This window comes from Promicromonospora sp. NPDC057138 (genome assembly GCF_042670845.1).
In the GTDB taxonomy this organism is placed as follows: domain Bacteria; phylum Actinomycetota; class Actinomycetes; order Actinomycetales; family Cellulomonadaceae; genus Promicromonospora.
In genome coordinates, this window is record NZ_JBHUUX010000013.1 from 41,314 (window position 1) to 61,962 (window position 20,649).

Here is a 20,649-nt window from a genome sequence, read left to right on the forward strand (position 1 = left end):
GACGTCTCGGTAGGCTCCCGGACATGTCTGCGCAACAACCTGCTGACCAGGGCATTTCCGAGTCGCTGCCGACCGAGCCGGGAACGCCGGTCCGGGTGCGCTTCCGCAAGTGGGACGGCACTCCGCACTGGGTGTTCCACGCCGTCCACCTGGGCTCCGACGAGCACGGGCAATGGGTCGGGTACCAGCCCGGGACGCGCTTCGCCCGGCCCGGCGCGAAGTACACGGCACGCGGGCCGGGGGTCGGATTCTTCGGCCCCGGCGGGTGGACGCCGCTGCTGTACCGCGACCACCCGCACCGCATGCGGCTCTACATCGACCTCAGCACGGTCCCCAAGTGGAGGCGGCTGCCCGACGGCGACAACCGCGCCGCCTACGAGGTGACCGCCGTGGACCTGGACCTCGACGTCATCGCCTTCGAGGACGAGGCCGCCGAGCCGCGCGGCCAGTTCTTCATCGACGACGAGGACGAGTTCGCCGAGCACACCGTGAAGTACGGGTACCCGCCGTCGGTCGTAGCCCGGGTCCGCGCGGACGCCGACGCCCTGCTCGTCGCGGTACGAGCCGGAGAGCCGCCCTACGACGGCGCGACGGCGAAGCGCTGGCTCGCGGTGCTCGACGCGCTCAGCGCCCGCTGAGCACCAGGTCGTCCTGCTCCACCGCGGCCTTCCAGTCGGCCTTTTCCGCGCGCCAGCGCTCGTCGTCGCGGCCGCGCCGCCAGTAGCCCGACGCGGACAGCAGCTCACGCGGCACGCCCAGCGTCCCGCGCGCCCAGCGGCGCAGGTCGCGCACGCAGCCCGCCTCGCCGTGCAGGAACGTGTGGGGAACGCCGTCGGGCAGCTCGGCGGCCTGCACGACGTCGGCCACGCTCGCCCCCGCGGACCGGTGCACCCAGGTGAGGTGCAGGTCCGCGGCGCTCGCGATCTCCTGCTCCTCGGACGCGTCGGCGATCTCGACGAAGACGTGCGCCACAGCGCCGTCGGGCAGGGCCTCGCAGGCGGCGGCGATGGCCGGCAGGGCGGACTCGTCGCCGACCAGGAGATGCCACGGGGCGTCGGGGGACGGGGCGTAGTCGCCGCCCGGTCCCACGAAAGAGACCTCGTCGCCGGGCTGCACGCGCTGCGCCCAGGGGCCGCCGTAGCCCTCGTCGCCGTGGGTGACGATGTCGATGTCCCAGCTCGACTCGGCGACGTTGCGGATCGTGTAGGTGCGCAGGACGGGGCGGCCCTCGGGCTCGGGGGACTCCGCCATGACGAGCTTGATGTAGCGGTCCGTCAGCGGGGTGGGGTCGACGGCGGCCAGGGCCCGGCCCCCGATCGTGACCCGGATCATGTGCGGCGTGAGGTGCCGGACAGCGGTCACGGTCGCCGTGGTGCGGACTGCCTTGCGGGGCTTGCCGGTCGGTGCGTTCGTGGTCTGCGGCATGATGAGGTAAGCCTAACCTCGCGAGCGTGCGGGCGCCGGTGTGGCGTGCGTCACGGATGAAGTGCCGTGGCCGCCACCCGGAGGCCGGGCGCCGGAGCGTTGCGCTCTAGCATGGGTCTCGTCATCGACCTTTCCTGTCAGGAGTCCCGTCGTGAAGATCGCTGTTGCCGGCACGGGTTATGTGGGCCTGTCCAACGCGGTGCTGCTCGCGCAGCATCACGAGGTGTGGGCGCTGGACATCGATCCCGTCAAGGTCGACCTCGTGAACAAGGGCATCTCGCCGATCGTCGACGACGAGCTCGAGGAGTACCTGCGGGACAAGCCGCTGAACCTGACCGCCACGCTCGACATGGACGAGGCCTACGCGGGCGCCGCGGTGGTGGTCGTGGCCACCCCGACGAACTACGACGAGGTCACCAACTTCTTCGACACGTCGTCGGTCGAGGGTGTCATCGAGCACGTCCTGGAGCGTGCGCCCGAGGCGACGATAGTCGTCAAGTCGACGATCCCCGTGGGCTTCACCGACCGGATGCGCGAGGAGCACGCGGGCGCCGCGATCGTCTTCTCCCCGGAGTTCCTGCGCGAGGGCCGGGCCCTGTACGACAACCTGCACCCGTCCCGGATCGTGGTGGGCGACCGGTCCGCGCGGGGCAAGCAGTTCGCCGACCTGCTGCTGGAGGGCGCCCTGACCAAGGACGTCCCGGTCCTGCTGACCGACTCCACCGAGGCGGAGGCGATCAAGCTGTTCGCCAACACCTACCTCGCGCTGCGGGTCGCGTACTTCAACGAGCTCGACACCTACGCCCTGACCCGTGGCCTCGACACGGCGCAGATCATCGAGGGCGTGGGCCTGGACCCGCGGATCGGCTCGCACTACAACAACCCGTCCTTCGGGTACGGCGGGTACTGCCTGCCCAAGGACACCCGCCAGCTGCTGGCCAACTACGCGGACGTGCCGCAGAACCTGATCAACGCGGTGGTCGACGCGAACACCACCCGCAAGGACTTCGTGGCCACGGACATCCTGCGCCGCAACCCGCAGACCGTGGGCGTGTACCGGCTGGTCATGAAGGCGGGGTCGGACAACTTCCGGTCCTCCAGCATCCAGGGCATCATGAAGCGCATCAAGGCCAAGGGCGTCGAGGTGATCGTGTACGAGCCCACCCTGGACGAGGACCAGTTCTTCAACTCCGAGGTGGTGCGCGACCTGGACGAGCTCAAGTCCCGCGCCGACGTCATCATCGCGAACCGCCGGACCGAGGTGCTCGACGACGTCGCCGACAAGGTCTACACGCGCGACATCTACGGGCGCGACTGATGCAGGTCCTGGTCACCGGCGGTGCCGGGTTCATCGGCGCGAACTTCGTCCACCAGACGGTGCGGGAGCGTCCGGACGTGCGGGTGACCGTGCTCGACGCCCTCACCTACGCGGGCGACCGGTCCTCGCTCGACGCCGTCGCCGACCGCGTGGAGCTGGTCGAGGGCTCGATCACCGACGCGCCGCTCGTGGACCGGCTCGTGGGGGATTCGGACCTGGTGGTGCACTTTGCCGCGGAGTCGCACAACGACAACTCGCTGACCGACCCGTCGCCGTTCGTGCAGACCAACCTGGTGGGCACGTTCACGCTGCTGGAGGCGGTGCGCAAGCATGGCGTCCGGTTCCACCACATCTCGACCGACGAGGTGTACGGGGACCTCCCGCTGGACACCCCGGACCGGTTCACGCCGGAGACGCCGTACAACCCGTCGTCCCCGTACTCGTCGACGAAGGCGGGCTCCGACCTGCTGGTCCGGGCGTGGGTGCGGTCCTTCGGCGTGCGGGCCACGATCTCGAACTGCTCCAACAACTACGGTCCGTACCAGCACATCGAGAAGTTCATCCCGCGCCAGATCACCAACCTGATCGACGGCGTGCGACCCCGCCTGTACGGCGCGGGCCTCAACGTGCGCGACTGGATCCACGTCGAGGACCACAACTCGGCCGTCTGGACCATCATCGAGAAGGGCCAGGTCGGCGAGACCTACCTGATCGGGGCGGACGGCGAGGCGAGCAACCTCGACGTCGTGCGGACCCTGCTGGAGATCTTCGGGCGGGACGCCGACGACTTCGACCACGTGACCGATCGCCCGGGGCACGACCTGAGGTACGCGATCGACGCGAGCCGGCTGCGGACGGAGCTGGGGTGGGCTCCTCGGTACACGAACTTCCGTGAGGGGCTCGCGGCGACCGTCGACTGGTATCGGGAGCACGAGTCCTGGTGGAGGGGTGCGAAGGCGCTGACGGAGGCCAAGTACTTGGCTTCAGGGCAGTAGTTCTTGTTGGGTCCGGCCGGTCGGGTTGCCTTGGGCGGGGCGTACTTGGCCTCAGTCAGCGCCTGGTCGCTAGGTAGGCGTTGACCTGGTCCTGGGTGGGGAGGAGGTTCTGTTCCTTCGCCTCGGCGAGGGTGGGGGCCGCCTCGTCTTTTTCTGAGAGCTGCGGGGTGATCGGGGTGCCGTCGCGGGCTGTCGTGGGCCAGGCGATGTTCAGGGCCGGGTCGAGGGGGTGGATGCCGTGCTCGCGGCCCGGGGCGTAGCCGGAGGAGCACAGGTACAGGACCGTCGAGCCGTCCTCCAGGGACATGAAGGCGTGGCCCAGTCCTTCCGACAGATAGATCGCACGTCGGTCGACGTCGTCCAGGAGGACGGCGTCCCAGGTGCCGAAGGTGGGCGAGCCGACGCGGATGTCCACGACGACGTCGAGCACGGCGCCCTTGATGCACATGACGTACTTGGCCTGGCTGGGCGGCACGTCGGCGAAGTGGACGCCGCGGAGGACGCCGGCGGCGGACACGGAGCAGTTGGCCTGCTGCAGGTCGAAGGCGTGCCCGACGGCGTCGGCGAACGGGCCTGCCTTGAACGCCTCCAGGAAGAGCCCGCGCGGGTCGCCGAACTGCTGGGGGGTGATCTCGAACGCGCCGGGCACGGCAAGCTCGCGATACTTCATGGAGACTCCTCGCGTGGTTGGTCGGTGGCCCTGCGACCCTGGTTAGGATCCTAGGGTGACCAGCGGACACAGCACGAGGCAGCGGTGGGTGGTCTTCGGCGCGGCAGGCATGCTCGGGCAGGACGCGGTAGCGGTCGCGGCGGCCAACGGGCACGAGGTGACCAGGCTGCGCCGGTCCGATCTGGACATCACCGATGCCTCGGCGGTGCTCGACGCTGTGGCGGGCCAGGACGTCGTCGTCAACTGTGCCGGCTGGACCGCCGTCGACGACGCCGAGGCGCACGAGGCCGAGGCCTTCGCCGCCAACGCGACGGGCGCCGCGAACCTCGCCCGCGCCGCCACGACGTCGGGCGCGCGCTTGGTGCATGTGTCCACGGACTACGTGTTCGACGGCGGTGCGACCCGGCCCTACGCCGAGGATGCGCCGGTGGCTCCGCGCTCCGCGTACGGACGCACCAAGGCTGCTGGTGAGTGGGCGGTCCGGGCACTCGCGCCGGACGCCCTTGTGGTCCGTACAGCGTGGCTGTACGGCGCCGGCGGGCGCTGCTTCCCCAAGACCATCGCGCGCGTCGCGGGCGAGCGGGACCGGCTGAGCGTCGTGGACGACCAGACCGGACAGCCCACCTGGACCGCCGACCTGGCGGACCTGATCGTGCGGCTCGTCGCGGCGCGAGCCCCGGGCGGGCTGTTCCACGGGACGGCTTCAGGCCAGGTGACCTGGTGCGGCTTCGCGCGCGAGGTGGTGGCGGCTGCCGGCCTGGCCACTCCCGTCGATACGACGACGAGCGCCGCCTACCAGCTTCCGGCGCCCCGCCCGGCGTACTCGGTGCTCGGGCACGACCGGCTCCGCGAGGTCGGCGTCGAGCCGATCGGGGACTGGGCCGACCGCTGGAAGGCGGCGGCGCCGACGGTGCTGGGCGCGCCGTAAGGCGCGTCCCGGCGTCAGTCGTCCAGCAGGCCCAGCAAGTAGCTGCCGTAGCCCGACTTCGTGAGCTTCTCCGCGCGGACGCGCAGGTCGTCGTCGGACAGGAAGCCACGTCGCCAGGCGACCTCCTCGGGGGCGCCGATCTTCAGGCCCTGGCGGCGCTCGATGGTGCGCACGTAGTCGGACGCCTCCAGCAGTGAGTCGAACGTGCCGGTGTCGAGCCAGGCCGTGCCGCGCGGGAGCACCTCGACCTGGAGCCGCCCCTGGCTCAGGTACTCGGCGTTGACGTCGGTGATCTCGTACTCGCCGCGGGCCGAGGGCTTGAGCCCCTTGGCGATGGCGACCACGTCGTTGTCGTAGAAGTACAGCCCGGGCACCGCGTAGCTCGACTTGGGCCGGGCGGGCTTCTCCTCGAGCGAGAGCGCGCGGCCATGCTCGTCGAACTCGACGACGCCGTACGCGGTGGGATCGGCGACGCGGTAGGCGAAGACGGCGCCGCCGTCGATGTCGGCGAAGCGGGTGAGCTGGGTGCCCAGGCCCGGACCGTAGAAGATGTTGTCGCCCAGGACGAGGGCGACCGGCTCGTTGCCGAGGAACTCCTCGCCGAGCACGAAGGCCTGCGCGAGCCCGTCGGGCGACGGCTGCGTCGTGTAGCTGATCGAGATGCCGTACTGCGAGCCGTCGCCGAGCAGCCGCTGGAACTGGTCCGCGTCGTGCGGGGTGGTGATGACCAGGACGTCGCTGATCCCGGCCAGGATCAGCGTGGACAGCGGGTAGTAGATCATCGGCTTGTCGTAGACCGGGACGAGCTGCTTGCTGATGCCCTGGGTGATCGGGTGCAGCCGTGTGCCGGAGCCGCCGGCGAGAATGATTCCGCGCATGGGACGGATCCTTCCATGTCTCGGGGAGGCCGGTGGGGGCCGAGGCGGTCGGGCGGGTCGAAAGGGGTGATAAAAGGGGTGATCTTTTGCCGAGAGTGATGCGGTGGGCGTTGCGGGAACGGTAGTTAATGGATATGCATGAATTCAATGAGGGTGCTGACCTCCTCACCGCCTCGGAGCCACCCCAGCCCGAGCCGCGCCCGCCACAGCGAGCCCGACCAACCCGCCGAGGCAAAGGATTCGTCGCCGCGATAGTCGCGGCCGCCCTGGTGCTCCTCGGCGCCAACGCGGCGATGGCGTACTTCGGCTATCGCATCTCGGTCGACGAGAAGGCCGACCATATCGAGCTCGTTCGCTGACCCCACCGGCGACGCAGATCGAAATTCACCCGGAGGATCTTTTCCGCGATTTGCCGTTGTTGCCGAACCGGGGTAAATAAGGGTGAGAAATGGGTGATCTCCGGGAGGAATTGCAGTAATCGCCATTAGGATCACCGTTTATGGCTGTACACGAGCGAACGAATGATCTTCTTGCCGCACCCAGTCCCGTGGACGGGGACGTGCGGCACGTTCGACGCTCGCCTCGGAGCCGGCGATCCGTCGCCGCGATCGTGGTGGGTGCCCTCCTGCTCGTGGTCGGGGGAGGGATCGCGGCCTACTTCGGGGTCCGGACGTCGCTCGACGGCAACATGGAGCGGATCGACGCGTTCGCCGACGTCGACCCCGCGACGCGGCCCAGCGCTCCGCCCGTGAAGGGCCCGACCGCGCCCATGAACATCCTGGTGCTCGGCTCCGACAGCCGGATCTCGGCCGGCGACCCGACCGTGTGGGAGGCCGGCGCGCAGCGCACCGACGCGATCATGCTCGTGCACATCGCCGCGGACCGGCAGACGGCGGCGGTGATCTCGATCCCGCGCGATTCCTGGGTGCCCATCCCGGGCTACGGGGAGGCGAAGATCAACGCCGCGTTCTCCTTCGGCGGCCCGCCCCTGATGATCCATACCGTCGAGAGCCTGACGGGCGTGCGCATCGACCACTTCGCGTTGACCGACTTCGAGTCGTTCACCACCCTGACCGACTCCCTGGACGGGGTCGAGATCACCGTGCCCGCCGCCGCCGGCGGCTCGGTGCGGCAGGCGATGACGGGCGAGGAGGCGCTCCTCTTCGCGCGGGAGAGGTACTCGCTGGCGAACGGCGACTTCGGCCGCGTGCAGCGGCAGCAGGCGTGGATGCGGGCCATCCTGGCCAAGGTCAGCGAAGACAGGACCGACCTGCTGAAGATGTCGAGCTTCCTGGGGGCGGTGACGAACGCCGTGACCGTCGACGAGGGCTTCACGTTCGACACCATGCAGGACCTGGCGATCAGCGTCCGGAACATCTCCGGGGACGACATCACGTTCATGACCGCGCCCTACGCCGGCACCGACCGCAGCGCCGACGGGCAGTCGATAGTCGTGCTCGACCGCGCGACGTTCGACCCGCTCATGGAGGCCGTGGCGAAGGACGAGCTGCCAAGCTTCCTGGAGGCCAACCCGGACGGCATGGACGTGCTGCCGGCGGTCGTGCAGTAGCCGTGCAGCAGCGCAGCAGCGCCGTCGTCCGGCGAGGCCGTTCGGGCCCCTGGGTGGTCAGCCGGTCTCGAAGACCGCGGCAATCGTCTGCCCGCGTGCCTCCGACAGGTCGACGAGCAGCGTCGAGGCGGCGCCGTCGGCCTGCACCTGGATCCGTGGGTCAGCCGTCACCACCCGGCCGATGCGGTCGTCGAGACCGATCCTGGCTGTGCCCCGCACCGACTGGCTCGGATCGCTGATCGCCACCGAAAGCCTGCTTCCGTCCTGGACGACAATCACGGAGACCCTGGTACGGGCCGTGATGCCGGCGACCGACTGTTCATCCGTGGACCCGAAGCTGGCTGCGATCGTGTCTCCCCTGCGGACGGCCTGCAGCCCGGGTGTGTTGGACAGGACCGTCACCGGGGGGCTCGCCGCGTAGTCGCGGACCTCTTCGGCGGACGCGCCGGGCAGCAGGACGTACGCGTACCGATCACCCCGCGGCCCGCGCCCGTGGTCGATGCGGAGCGTCAGATAGTCGTGCTGGATCTCGTCGGGGAAGTCGAATGCCGTGCTGTGGTTGATGTCGGTCCACCGCCCGGTCCGTGACTCCCGCGCCGCGTGTGCGCGCGCCTCCGTCAGGAAGACATAGCCGATGTCGGTTCCCTCGACGGGACCTGTGAGGTGCGCCCAGCCAGGGCGGTCGAACGACCTGCCCATCGGCTCCGTTCCGAGGTCGGCGCCGTCGACGACGAACGGCTGGGGTGCGTCGGCGGAGAGCTTGCGGTTCTCGACGACGGTCTCGACGGCGCGATCGACGGGACCGGTGATGCCGGCGCCGAGCGCCACGATCTCGTCTCCGAGCAGGAACCAGGACTTCCGGCCTGTCACCGTGTCGGGTGAGTCGACGGGCGTGCGGAACGCCATGGTGGCGAGCCCAAGCTGGCCGAGCGAGACACCGCCGGCCAGTGCGACCGTGCTGAGCGCGTCCGAGCCGCTACCGTCCGGAGGGCTTCCTGCGGGGACGGTCGTGCCCGGGATGCGAGTGGGGTCCACCGTCGGCCAGTAGCCGTCGTCGAACTGGGCGAGGTCGCCGTCGTACAGGTAGGTCGCACCGCTCCCGGTCCACCAACCGTGCTGGTTCTCGCCGTTGATCGCTTCGTAGTTCGCGATCCGGGAGGACGACATGGCGATCGCGAACGTGAAGCCTGGGCGCCGGTGCAGCACACGGTCCATCGCGGCGTAGACCCGGGTTCCTTCTGCGGGGGGTGCGGCCGGTACCGCAGAGCTCAGAATACGGTGGGCGGCTGTGACGGCGGGTACGTTGTCCGTGCCGAGGAACGGCGTGAGCGTGTCCTGCTCGATCGCATCGCGGGTGATGCCTGCCAGGACGTCCTGGCGTTCCGGCGGGCCCAGCTCGCTGAGAGCGAGGAACGCGCCGATCGCGATATGGCCGGCGTTGTGGTCGGTGGCCGGCCGGCGCGAGATCTCGCGGCCGCGCACCGGACTGAGCAGAGCCCCCTTGTGCAGCCACGGCGCCACACCGTCGACGGCGAAGTCCAGGAGCAGATCGAGCTGCGCGCCGTCGACCTGCCAGCGCGAGCCGTGCAGCAGCTCGACGAGCCGGACCGCGCTCCTGAGGAACGAGATCCCGTATCCGCCGGTGTACGGATGATGCTGGTGCTGGATGAACGAGCCGTCGGGGTAGACGCCGTCGCCGGACGTCACCGTGTGGAGCGCGCGCAGCAGACCCTCGCGGGCCGCGTCGAGCTTGGCGCCGTCGTCGAGCAGTATGGCGCGCTCGGCGACCACCTGGGAGGTCCATACCAGGTTGGCACCCGTCTTCGAGGGCTCCGGCGTGAACAAGTCGACGGGCGCCAGGTACCGCTCGAGGCGGTCCTTCTCCAGGTCGTCATGGAGCAGCAGGCAGATGGAGGTCAGCGCGAGCGGGATGCTGATCTCCCGGTCGAACCAGGGCTCGTCCTGCGCGGTCTCAGAGCCGGCATAGCGCTCGTGAAGGAGGTCGAGGCCGTCGATGAGGCTGGTCCGCAGAGCGGGATCACGGTACGACGCGCCGCCGATCGTCCCATAGGCGAGGGCGATGGAACCGAGGCGGTCTGCCGTGTGGCGTAGCGATACGGCGCGCCCGCGGCCTGTGCCCTCGAGCGGAAGATCCGGCCAGACACCCTTGGCGTCTCCGCGTGGGGACATGCCGGCCCGGGCTTTCTGGGCCGTGGCATCGACGGCTTCGACCGCCCGGGCGACCTCCTGCACCGACAGGTCGACATCCCCGCCGGTGAGCTGGGCGTACCAGCGCCCGCGCAGCCGCGCGTACGGGGTCGTCGGCGTGGCCTCGGCACGTGGTGTCGTGCTGCTCGTGGGGCCGGGTTCGCTCTGGCGCAGATACGTGACGCCGATACCAGCACCGGCGACGGCGAGACCGCTCACGAGCAGCAGCTGTCGGCGACCGATGACAAGGCGGCGGTGCGGCTGTTCGTGGTCAGTGGAGGTCATCAACGTGTGAGGGTACCCGGGGCGAGACGGTGCACGTCTCAGCGGGCCGAGAGTACCCGGCTATTCCGGTTGAATTAGTATGACAAGTGATCCCACCAATTGGATATTTTTCGCTAATTTCGTGATTTCAGCGGCTTCAAGCCACTAACATGGACCGACCGATCACGCACCTCGGGCCTCCGAACTGGGATGTTCCACGGATGGCCGGGGTGCGATGTACTTCTGACCAGGGGAATTCACTGCTGTGATCGACCGCGTCGAGGGCCGGGTGCGCGCACTGCGCAGGGCCCTCTGGCACATTCGCCACGGAGGTGTCGACCAGCTCCGGACGCACCTGCGGCGGGAACGCGGCTCGCTCGCACCCCGGCCCGGGACGGCTCGCGTCACGCGGAAGGGCATGACGTTCGACCCATGGCCGGCGCGTCCGGCGTCGGGCAACGACGTCGCCGGGCCGCGCGCCCTGCGCGTCGGCGTGATCCTCGACGACTTCTCCCGCATGGCGTTCGCACCCGAGTGGGACCAGGTGGTGTTGGCGCCCACCTCGTGGCGCGGCGACCTGGACGCGGGGCTGGACCTGCTGTTCGTCGAGTCCGCGTGGCACGGCAATCGCGGCGTGTGGCAGTACCACCTCACCGGCCCGACGGCGCCGCGGCCCGCCTTCGTGGAGCTCGTCGAGGCGTGCCGTGCCGCGGGGGTGCCGACGGTCTTCTGGAACAAGGAGGACCCGGTCCACTTCGAGGACTTCCTCGACTCGGCCAAGTTGTTCGACCGCGTGTACACGACGGACGTGGGCAGGGTGCCGGCGTACGCCGAGGCGCTCGGTCACGACCGCGTGGGCGTGCTCGAGTTCGCGGCGCAACCCGCGATCCACAACCCGGTGCGGCTCCACGGCGAGGGCCCGCAGCGCGACGTGGCGTTCGCCGGGACGTACTTCGCGCACAAGTATCCCGAGCGGCGCGAGCAGATGGACCTGCTGCTCGGGGGCGCGCTCGATGCGTCGTCGAAGCTGGAGCGCGGCCTCGAGATCTTCTCCCGGTTCCGCGGCAAGGACGAGAAGTACCAGTTCCCGGCGCCGCTGGACCAGCGGGTGGTCGGGTCGCTCGACTACGACCGGATGCTCACCGCGTACCGGGAGTACAAGGTCTTCCTGAACGTGAACTCGGTGGTGGACTCCCCGAGCATGTGCGCGCGGCGGATCTTCGAGATCACCGCGAGCGGGACGCCGGTCGTGTCGACGCCGAGCGCCGCGGTGGGGGAGTACTTCCCGGGCGACGAGGTCTTTGTCGTTCCCGACCGGGACTCGGCCGCGTCGACCGTGCGGGCGCTGGTCCGGTCCCCGGAGCTGCGCGATCGCGCGGTGCACAAGGGGCAGCGCCGGATCTGGCGGGAGCACACGTACTCGGCTCGCGCGCAGAAGGTGCTGCACTCGGTGGGTCTGGCCGATTCCCCTGCGGTCCCGCGACCGACGGTGACGGCGCTGGTCTCGACGAACCGGCCGCATCAGCTCGACCACGTGCTCGCGCAGCTCGGCGTGCAGGAGGACGTGGACCTGCAGGTCGCGCTGCTGACGCACGGTTTCGAGCTCTCCGCTGCCGACGTCGAGGCGCGCGCCAAGGATGCGGGCGTCCAGGAGCTGGTCCTGCTGTCCGCGGACGCGGACGTCCTGCTGGGCGAGTGCCTCAATCTCCTCCTCGACACCGCTGACGGTGACGTGGTCGCCAAGATCGACGACGACGACCTGTACGGCCCGCAGTACCTGTCCGACCAGCTCTACGCGATGGCCTACTCGGGTGCGGACGTGGTGGGCAAGCAGGCGCACTACATGTACCTCGCCGGCCAGGACCTGACGATGCTGAGGTTCGCCGACCGCGAGCACCGGTACACCGACAGGGTCATGGGCCCGACGATCGTCGCGCGCCGGGGGCTGGCCACGCAGGTGCGCTTCGCCCCGCTGCCGCGCGGCGAGGACACGACGTTCCTGGAGGACGTCGTGACGGCCGGCGGTGCCGTGTACTCCGCCGACCGGTTCAACTTCGTCCAGGTGCGCGACGCCTCCGCCGTGGAGCACTCCTGGGACGTGTCAGATGTCGAGCTGCTCGCGAGCGGCTCGGCGAAATTCTACGGACGTGCGACTGCGCACGTCATGTTCTGAGGTTCGCATGGGAATCAGCAAGGTCGGCGTGATCGGCCTGGGTTACATCGGGCTTCCTACCGCCGCGATCCTCGCGGACAGTGGTCTCAGCGTGGTCGGCATCGACGTCAACCTCGACACCGTGGACGCCGTGAACCGCGGCGAGGTGCCCTTCGTGGAGCCGGACCTCGCCGGGTACGTCAAGGGCGCGGTCTCCGCCGGCAAGCTCCGGGCGGTGGACTCGCCCGAACCGGCCGAGGCGTTCATCGTCGCCGTACCGACGCCGATCGGGGGCGACCACGAGCCCGACCTGAGCTACATCCAGGCCGCCGTCAAGGCGCTCGCGCCGATGCTGGCCGGCGGGGAGCTCGTCATTCTCGAGTCGACGTCGCCGCCCGGCACGACCCGGCAGCTGGCCGACTGGATCCTCGACGAGCGCCCCGACCTGAGCCTGGACGCCGCCGACGGCAGGCCGGTGATCCATGTGGCGTACTGCCCCGAACGCGTGCTGCCCGGACGGGTCATGGTCGAGCTGGTGACCAACGACCGGATCATGGGCGGCCTGACGTCGGAGGCCGCCGAGCGGGCGCGCGACCTGTACCAGGTGTTCTGCCAGGGCGAGATCCTGCTGACGGACTCCGTCACCGCCGAGATGGCGAAGCTCGTGGAGAACTCGTTCCGCGACGTCAACATCGCGTTCGCCAACGAGCTGTCAGTGATCGCCGACCGGATCGGCATCGACGTGTGGGAGCTCATCCGCCTGGCGAACCGCCACCCGCGCGTGAACATCCTGCAGCCCGGGCCGGGCGTGGGCGGACACTGCATAGCGGTCGACCCGTGGTTCATCGTCGACGCCGCGCCCGAGGAGGCGCGCCTCATCCGGACGGCGCGCGAGGTGAACGACGCCAAGCCCCGCTGGGTGCTGCACAAGGTGCTGGACGCCGTGGCCGGGACCGAGTCGCCGGTGATCGCCGCCTACGGCCTGGCGTTCAAGCCGAACATCGACGATCTGCGCGAGTCGCCCGCGGTCGAGATCGTGCGGGACATGGCGGTGACGTTCCCGCACGCGGAAGTGCTCGTGGTGGAGCCGCACGTGGAGGCGGTTCCGGACCAGCTCGCGCAGTTCGACAACGTGCGGCTGGTCGACGCCTCCGAAGCGCTCGAGAGGGGCGATGTCCAGGTCCTGCTGGTGGACCACACGGCCTTCCGTGGCCTCGCGGGGGAGCTCGCGGCCGGGCGGCTGATCGATACGCGCGGGATGACTGCCGCGCAGCGTGCCTGAGGACGGCGCGGCCAGAGCAAGCAGGATCACGAACGAAAGCAGGAGATCTTGATGAGGGCTCCCGGAACACGGGACGAGGAGACACCGCTCTTGTCGGTAGTGGTGCCGGTCTACGGTGTGGAGAGGTACCTGGACGACTGCCTGAACAGCGTCCTCGGTCAGGGAGTCGCGCAGGAGATCATCGTCGTCATCGACGCGTCGCCGGACCGTTCGGTAGTCATCGCGCGGGAGTTCGAGGCCGCGTACGACGAGGTCCGCGTGGTGGAGAATCCCGTCAACGTGGGGCTGGGCGCCGCTCGTAACGTCGGCCTCGGCCATGCCCGGGGAAAGTACGTCACCTTCCCGGACAGCGACGACATCGTCGCGCCGGGGGCGTACGCGTCGCTGGTCGCCTCGCTCGAGCGGTCCGGCTCGGACTTCGCGACCGCCTACGCGGACGAGTTCGGCACGTCGTCGGGCCGGCACCGGTACTGGACCACGCGGCCGGCGGTGTACGACACGGGCGCGGAACGCGCGACCCTGGCCGACCTCCCGGAGCTGGTGTACGACCACACCGCCTGGACCAAGGTGTTCCGGCGGGAGTTTCTGGTCCACGAGGACATCCGGTGGCCGGAGGCCACCAAGTGTGAGGACGTGGTGCCGTCGATGCGCGCCTATGCGAGGGCGACGGCCTTCGACGTCGTGCCCCGGTGCATGTACCTGTACCGCCGTCGGCCGGGATCCATCACCACCGGGCTGGCGTCGTCCCGGACCATCCTGGAGTGGGCGGTCCAGGTCCGAGAGGCGCTCCACGTGCTCAAGGGCGCGGACGTCCCGGAGGCGGTCCAGTACTTCGTGGAGAAGGTGATGCGCTACGAGGTCGCCTCGCGCATCAAGCCCCTCAGCGAGGTCGACAGCGAGACCAGGACGATCGCCACGGCGTTCGTGGCGGAGCTGCTCGAGGCGAGCGAGGCCGCGACCCTGCGCAGGGTGCCAACGGCGACTCTGACGGCGGCACTGGAGCTCCTGGCCGGCCAGGAGCCGGATGTACGGCGTGCCGGGCTGCCGAGGGCGCTGCTCGAGGCACTCTGCCTGACGGCCGAGGAGCCCGCGGGCCGGCCCGCAGCCGAGCGCGTGACCGCGAGCTCAGCTCCGGCAGCGGGTAACGGGCCGATGGTCTCGGTGGTCATGCCCACGTTCGACGTGGACCCCTGGGTTGACGCGTGCATCCGTTCAGTGCTGGAGCAGACGATGGACGACCTCGAGCTGATCGTCGTGGACGATCACTCGACGGACGGCACGTGGGAGAAGATCCTCGAATGGGCGCGCCGGGACACCCGGGTGGTACCGGTGCGCAACCCTGGCAGCGGAGGCGCGCAGGCCAGGAACGCGGGGCTCGCGCTGGCCGCCGGCAGGTACGTCATCTTCTGCGACGGCGACGACCTCGTCCCGCGGCACGCGTACCGCTCGCTCCTGGACCTCGCGGAACGCACCGGTGCCGATGTGACGGTGGGCGGCTTCCAGCGGGTGTGGACCTCGTCGACGTGGAGCGACCCCAGGATGTATGGCCTGGACCGCCGTCTCGAGCGGACGACGCTCGACCTCAGTCCCCGTCTGATCCGGAACCGGACGTGCTGGAACAGGCTCATCCGCAGGGAGTTCTGGACCGAGCACAAGCTGCACTTCCCGACCACACCACGCGGCAACGACATGCTCCCGATGACGGCCGCGATGCGATTCGCGCGGAGCATCGCCGTGACGCCAGAGGTGGTCTATCACTACCGTGCACGCCCTGGTGGAAGCTCGATGACGGCGCGGCTCGGCGACGTGCGGTCGCTGATCGGCTACTTCGTGCAGGAACGACTGTGTGCGGTGCTGGTGGCGGATGACGACCGGAGCGTGCTCGCACGCGAGTACTGGCATGCGGCGCTCGGCTCCGACGCCTGGGCGACGCTCGGGAAGCTGATGCAGGACGGGTTCGATCAGCTCGCCAAGGATGACCGTGCTGCCGTGTCGGACGCTGTCGCCGGACTCGTCTCGCTGGCGCCCTTCGAGGCGCTGGAGCGGATCGGCGCGCGGCGCGCGCTGGTCTTCCACCTGGTCGCGCACGGTCACCTCGATCTGGCGCGCGTCGTCTGGGAACGCGAGGTCGGCAAGAGGCCCGCAGGCGCGTCAGAGACGATCTCGGCCTCCGCCGAGGCCATCTCGACGGCGATGACCGACGGGATCGACCGGCGCCTGGTCGGGAAGCTGTGGCGGGACGAGGTGATGCGCCCGTTCATCGACGTGTCCCATGCCTGGGACGGCGAGCTTGCCGAACGCATGATGGCGTTCGCGAGCAGGATCGATCCGGAGGTTCCGCTGCAGTCGACGACCGCCCCGGCGACGAGGGAGGTGCGCGTGGCGGAGGCGTTGCTGCACGGGGAGTCGAACGACGTCTGGCGCGAGGCCCACCGCAACCCGTACAAGTACCGGCCGAAGTTCGCCGCCACCGTCGCGGGGAGCCGGGGCCGCGTGCTGCACCTGAAGGGAAACGGGCCGGTTCGCCCAGGTGTGCGGGTGCTCCGGCTCGAGGCGCTCGGTTCCGAGGGCAAGCAGCGGGACGTGCACAGGCAGCGGCTCTTCGGCCGGGTCTCGGTGAACGAGACCGGATGGTCCGTCGAAGCGGATCTCGCGGCCCTCGAGCCGGGGTACGACTGGCGGCTCCGAGTGGTTGTCGCGGACGCGTTCGGCGAGCTCGAGCTGCCGGTCCGCATCGAGTGGCCGGGTGGGACCTCGTCGCTGAGCGTGGTCCGGCCCATGCGGGTCGCGGGCGGCCCGGAGCTCGGGCTGCGCACGTTCGCCTCCGGACCGGCACGTGTCGCTGCGGCGGCTCGCTGGCGCAGCGTCCGGGTCGGCCGGCGCGCCAGAAAGCTGCGGGTCTATCGCGCCGTCGAGTGGCGCGTCCTGCGCGCCCGGAAGAACCGCAGGAAGGCCGCCCTGCAGCACGCGTCCCGGAAGGCCGGTGCCTGATGAACTACCTGACAGCAGACCCGAACGTCCATGCCGCCGGTGTCCTCGGGGGAGTCCGGGCCGTCACGCGGGTCGCGGGGGTGCCAGTGGTGCACTGGAACCCGGTCCGGTCGGGCGCGCCGGTGGCGAACTTCGGCGACGTCCTGGGCCCGGCGATCGTGTCCCGCCTGGTCGGACCCGCCACCCGCAATGTCGCGCCCGACGGACCGGCACTCCTGTCGGTCGGATCGATCCTCCACCTCGCGCCGGAGCGATCCGTCGTGTGGGGGTCCGGGGTGAACGGCAAGAAGCTGGCGGCGACCAAGGACATCCCGGACGAGGTGTCGTTCCGCGCCGTTCGGGGACCCCTGACCCGGCGCTTCCTGTCCGGTCAGGGATTCGAGGTGCCGGAGGTCTACGGCGATCCGGTCCTCCTGCTGGCCGACGTCATGCCCGAGCTGCTCCGGGTGGGCCGTGCGCCGGTGCGGGACGTGCTCTTCGTGCCCAACTTCAACGACAAGGCCGATCTCTCGTCGGCGCCCGGCGAGTACGAGCTGGAGACGCTCGACCCACAGGACCACGTGGACTCGGTGCTCCTGCAGATCGCTTCGAGCCGGTTCGTGATCAGCACGTCGCTGCACGCCGTCATCGTCGCGGAGGCGCTCGGGATCCCCGCGCGCTTCGTGCGGTCCGCGCACGAGCACCCTTTCAAGTACCGCGACTACCTCGCCGGCACCGGCCGGGCGTTCGAGCCGATCGCCGAGACGGTCGAGGAAGCGCTCGTGCTGGGGGGCCAGCCCGTCCCCGAGTTCGACGCGGACGCGCTGCTCGAGGCGTTCCCCTGGGAGCTGTGGTCGTCGGGCGACGTGGTGCCCTGGGCCGCTCCGCCGCGCGGGGCCGTGAGTACTGATGACCGGGACCGGGTCTGGCTCGCCGCCATGGAGGAGTCCCATGGCGAGGCGCTCCACCGCGTGCGGACCGAATACGTGAGGTTTCTGCGGGCTTTCGCCGGCGCAGCCTCCGACATCGACGCGGCCGAGCTGGCGGAGAAGCGTCGGTGGCACTATGCCGAGGTCGCGGCGGAGTCGCTGCCTGCCGACCTCAGGAGCATCGATGCGGCGGTGCGCACGTCCGATGTCGCGCGCATCGAGGAGGCTGCACGGCGGACCAGGGACGGGCTGCGGGCCGTGGCCTACGCCGCGGTGCGCCGTCCGCGTGGGACCGTGCTGAGCCTTGCGCTGCTGCTGGCCGACACGCAGACACCGATCGCCGAGGTGCGGCTCACGAACGAGGCGCTCGGCGAGCAGGTCAGCGTGCCGCACCACGTGCTGCCCTCCGGGACCGCCCAGCTCGACCTGGACGTCGTCCTGCCGTCCGCCTGGGGTGCGGTGGAGGCCACGCGGTGCCTGGTCTCGGTCGAGTACGACGACGGGACCGCCCAAGCGACCGAGCTGGCCTGGTCCGACGGCCTGCCGCGGCTCGCGGCCGAACCGGCACTTGTCAAGGAGCGATGACGTGGCGCGGATCAGCGTGTTCCCCTACTGGACCACGAACCCCTACCTGAACATGCTCTACATGGAGGCTCGCTCGCGGGGCTGGCGCGTCGACGGGAAGTGGCGCTACCACGAGCTGCTGAACGAGCTCGCGGTGCTCGAGGCCGGTGACATCATGCACATCCACTGGACGAGCCCGGTCGCCGAGAAGGTGAAGGACGCGGCGGAGCTCCGCTCGCGCATCGCGCGGCTCGACACTGCGCTGGCCGGTGCCCGTTCTCGTGGTGTGAACGTCTTCTGGACCGTGCACAACACGATCTCCCACGACACGACCTACCACGCCGAAGAGGTCGAGCTCGCGAAGGTGCTCGCTCGCCGGTCGTCGCGGATCCTCATCCTCAACTCGCAGACCCCCGGGGTGGTGTCCCGGTACTACGAGCTCCCGTCCGAGAAGGTGCGCCGTGTGCGGCACGCGAGCTACCGGGGCGTCTACGAGCCGTCGCCAGGGCGCCGAGCAGCGCGCAAGCGGATCGGCACCATCCCTCCCGGCGATCTGGTGGTCGGGATCGTGGGCGGGATCCGTCCCTACAAGGGCGTCGGAGACCTGCTGCGGGCGGCCGGCCGGCTCGCCGAACGCAATCCCCGGGTCTCGATGCTGCTGGCCGGTGGTACCACCCCGGAGGCGATGGCGGAGATCGAGGAGGCGATGCCGGGAAACGTCACGGTGCACCGGCGCCACGGACAGCTGACCGACGACGAGGTGGTCACCTGGGCCTCCGCCTGTGACCTCTTCGCTCTGCCGTACACGCGGATCCTGAACTCGGGGAGCATGCTCCTTGCCGCGACACTCGGTGTTCCCTGCGTGGTTCCGGGTGAACCGCACCTGCTCGCGGAGTACGGCGGCGAGCAGTGGGTGGAGTTCTTCGACGTCGATGCCACATCTCGGGTGGACGCGTTGGCCGAGGCTGTCGAACGGGGCCTGGACCGGCGCGGCGGTGCCAGGGCACGGGCCGCCGAGCAGTTCGCGGCGTCCTACACGATGCACGACATGGCCGTGGACTTCGCGGAGCTGCTGCCGAAATGACCGCGGAAGCTCGAGAGCCACACGATGCGGTCGACGAGGTCGGCGCCCTGCCCCGGGGTACCACCGTGCTCCACATCGGTGCGCCCAAGACAGGCACGACATCGCTCCAGCAGTCGGCGGCCGGCTCGCGCCCGCGGCTGCGCGAAGGCGGGGTGATCTACCCGGGCCGGTACGAGAACCACCGTCGGTTCGCGAGGTCGCTGCTCGGCTACTCGAAGGAGCCCTGGCTCCCGGATCGTGCGCCCGCCCACTGGGCGACGGGGATCCTCAAGCAGCTCGTGGACAACGATCGCGACTACGCACTGGTGAGCAGCGAGGCCTTCTCGACCGCCGGCGCGCGCGATATCGCGCCGGTCCGGGAGGCGTTCACCATGCCGACCCACGTGGTGCTGACCCTTCGGCCCCTGCCCGGGATGCTCCTGTCCATGTGGCAGCAGCGAGTCAAGAACGGCGAGTTCGGGCCCCTCGACGCGTGGCTGAAAGATGCCTTCCGGGACCTGCCGATGCTGCACATGCCCGGCGGGGACGTCTTCGACGAGAGCGACGGCACCAACCTCGTGGGACGGTGGGCGGACGCCTTCGGACCGGAGAACATGACCGTCGTCGTGCTCGATCCCACGGATCGCGACCACATCTTCCGGGTCTTCGAGGATCTGCTCGCACAGCCACGCGGAACGCTCGACCGGGTCAGCGCCAACTCAGGCATGAGCGCTATCGAGACCGAGTTCTTCAGGCAGGCCGCGGAGCGGATCTTCCATGAGACGGGGTCCCGCGCCCGACGAGGACTCTTTCACGGCGGTGCGGTGAACGCCGTGATCTCTCAGCGGCCGCGCCGGACGGACGAGCCCGCGTTGCGCGTGCCGGAATGGGTGACCAGACGTGCCGCGACCGCCGCGATCCGGATCGCCGAACAGATCGAGTCTGCTGGCGTCCGCGTTGTCGGTGACCTCTCCGATCTCGCCGCGGCGGGACGGATCGGTGACCCGGTGCCCTTCCCGGAGGACGTGCCGAGCGACCTTGCCCTGATCGCGGCCGGCGGCCTGGCGCGACGCGCTGTCCAGCTCCGAGGGGCAGGACCGCAAACCTCCACCGCGCCTGACGCCGTCGCCGCGGCGGACGAACGCACCGGAGACCGCGGGCTGAGTGCGGCCGAGGCCGAGTTCCTCGCCGCCCTCGACGAGCACCTCACGGACGTCGGAGATCTTGACGACGCCGACGTCCGCCGGCTGCGCTCATCGGCCGTCCGGCGGATCCTCGACACGCGGTCTGCCGGCGCCGCCAAGGGAGCGATCGGAGTCCAGCACCGGATCCCGCGCGAGCTCGCTCTGCAAGCCGTCATCGGCGTCTACGAGGGCGCGCAAGAGCTGTGCTGACCTGAGGGGGCCGCCGGACGCACGGTCGGTCCCCTCAGG

At 70.0% G+C, this 20,649-nt stretch carries 16 protein-coding genes; 12 read left to right on the plus strand and 4 right to left on the minus strand.

What is annotated here, in order from left to right; genetic code table 11:
- The first annotated feature begins 23 nt into the window (after positions 1–23).
- Positions 24–638, plus strand: coding sequence for a DUF402 domain-containing protein (locus ACFT2C_RS10585; protein ID WP_377207005.1), 615 nt, complete (start codon positions 24–26; stop codon positions 636–638).
- Here the strand turns inward: ACFT2C_RS10585 and ACFT2C_RS10590 are convergent.
- Positions 625–1,425 carry a siderophore-interacting protein gene (locus ACFT2C_RS10590; protein WP_377207006.1) on the minus strand — a complete coding sequence of 267 codons (801 nt, stop codon included), beginning with the start codon at positions 1,423–1,425 and terminating at the stop codon, positions 625–627. The genes ACFT2C_RS10585 and ACFT2C_RS10590 overlap by 14 nt on opposite strands.
- A 151-nt stretch (positions 1,426–1,576) precedes the next feature.
- Between ACFT2C_RS10590 and ACFT2C_RS10595 the strand changes: the two genes are divergently transcribed.
- Both ACFT2C_RS10595 and rfbB read left to right on the plus strand, forming a co-directional pair.
- A complete protein-coding gene (locus tag ACFT2C_RS10595; RefSeq protein WP_377207007.1) occupies positions 1,577–2,743 on the plus strand; it encodes a nucleotide sugar dehydrogenase in 1,167 nt (388 codons plus the stop codon).
- On the plus strand, positions 2,743–3,738 hold the full coding sequence (rfbB, locus tag ACFT2C_RS10600) for a dTDP-glucose 4,6-dehydratase (RefSeq protein ID WP_377207008.1): 996 nt from the start codon (positions 2,743–2,745) through the stop codon (positions 3,736–3,738). Before ACFT2C_RS10595 ends, rfbB begins: the two co-directional genes overlap by 1 nt.
- 55 nt (positions 3,739–3,793) lie before the next feature.
- On the opposite strand, the gene ACFT2C_RS10605 is transcribed toward rfbB, so the two are convergent.
- On the minus strand, positions 3,794–4,408 hold the full coding sequence (locus tag ACFT2C_RS10605; protein WP_377207009.1) for a dTDP-4-dehydrorhamnose 3,5-epimerase family protein: 615 nt from the start codon (positions 4,406–4,408) through the stop codon (positions 3,794–3,796).
- A 55-nt stretch (positions 4,409–4,463) separates the two neighbouring features.
- On the opposite strand from ACFT2C_RS10605, the gene rfbD reads away from it, so the two are divergent.
- Positions 4,464–5,336: a dTDP-4-dehydrorhamnose reductase gene (rfbD, locus tag ACFT2C_RS10610; RefSeq protein ID WP_377207010.1), complete on the plus strand. Its 873-nt coding sequence runs from the start codon at positions 4,464–4,466 to the stop codon at positions 5,334–5,336.
- Between the two features lie 14 nt (positions 5,337–5,350).
- Here the strand turns inward: rfbD and rfbA are convergent, their stop codons facing one another.
- Complete coding sequence (rfbA, locus tag ACFT2C_RS10615; RefSeq protein ID WP_377207011.1) at positions 5,351–6,214, minus strand: glucose-1-phosphate thymidylyltransferase RfbA; 864 nt, start codon at positions 6,212–6,214, stop codon at positions 5,351–5,353.
- A 134-nt stretch (positions 6,215–6,348) separates the two neighbouring features.
- Between rfbA and ACFT2C_RS10620 the strand changes: the two genes are divergently transcribed.
- Positions 6,349–6,573: a hypothetical protein gene (locus ACFT2C_RS10620; protein WP_377207012.1), complete on the plus strand. Its 225-nt coding sequence runs from the start codon at positions 6,349–6,351 to the stop codon at positions 6,571–6,573.
- A gap of 200 nt (positions 6,574–6,773) precedes the next feature.
- Positions 6,774–7,784, plus strand: coding sequence for an LCP family protein (locus ACFT2C_RS10625; protein WP_377207013.1), 1,011 nt, complete (start codon positions 6,774–6,776; stop codon positions 7,782–7,784).
- 57 nt (positions 7,785–7,841) lie between these two features.
- Here the strand turns inward: ACFT2C_RS10625 and ACFT2C_RS10630 are convergent, their stop codons facing one another.
- On the minus strand, positions 7,842–10,277 hold the full coding sequence (locus ACFT2C_RS10630; protein WP_377207014.1) for a polysaccharide lyase 8 family protein: 2,436 nt from the start codon (positions 10,275–10,277) through the stop codon (positions 7,842–7,844).
- Positions 10,278–10,521: 244 nt separating this feature from the next.
- Here ACFT2C_RS10630 and ACFT2C_RS10635 point away from each other — a divergent pair, with 244 nt between their 5' ends.
- From ACFT2C_RS10635 to ACFT2C_RS10660, 6 genes are read left to right on the plus strand one after another with little or no spacing between them, the layout of a single operon-like run.
- Complete coding sequence (locus ACFT2C_RS10635) at positions 10,522–12,429, plus strand: glycosyltransferase (RefSeq protein WP_377207015.1); 1,908 nt, start codon at positions 10,522–10,524, stop codon at positions 12,427–12,429.
- 7 nt (positions 12,430–12,436) lie between these two features.
- Positions 12,437–13,690: a UDP-N-acetyl-D-mannosamine dehydrogenase gene (wecC, locus tag ACFT2C_RS10640; protein ID WP_377207016.1), complete on the plus strand. Its 1,254-nt coding sequence runs from the start codon at positions 12,437–12,439 to the stop codon at positions 13,688–13,690.
- Positions 13,691–13,741: 51 nt separating this feature from the next.
- Positions 13,742–16,681, plus strand: a complete 2,940-nt coding sequence (locus tag ACFT2C_RS10645) for a glycosyltransferase family 2 protein (protein ID WP_377207017.1) — start codon at positions 13,742–13,744, stop codon at positions 16,679–16,681.
- A complete protein-coding gene (locus tag ACFT2C_RS10650; RefSeq protein ID WP_377207018.1) occupies positions 16,681–18,174 on the plus strand; it encodes a polysaccharide pyruvyl transferase family protein in 1,494 nt (497 codons plus the stop codon). Before ACFT2C_RS10645 ends, ACFT2C_RS10650 begins: the two co-directional genes overlap by 1 nt.
- Before the next feature lies 1 nt (position 18,175).
- Positions 18,176–19,237, plus strand: coding sequence for a glycosyltransferase (locus ACFT2C_RS10655; protein WP_377207019.1), 1,062 nt, complete (start codon positions 18,176–18,178; stop codon positions 19,235–19,237).
- Entirely contained in the window at positions 19,234–20,610 is a 1,377-nt protein-coding gene (locus ACFT2C_RS10660; protein ID WP_377207020.1) for a hypothetical protein, read from the plus strand. Before ACFT2C_RS10655 ends, ACFT2C_RS10660 begins: the two co-directional genes overlap by 4 nt.
- The last annotated feature ends 39 nt before the right edge of the window (positions 20,611–20,649 follow it).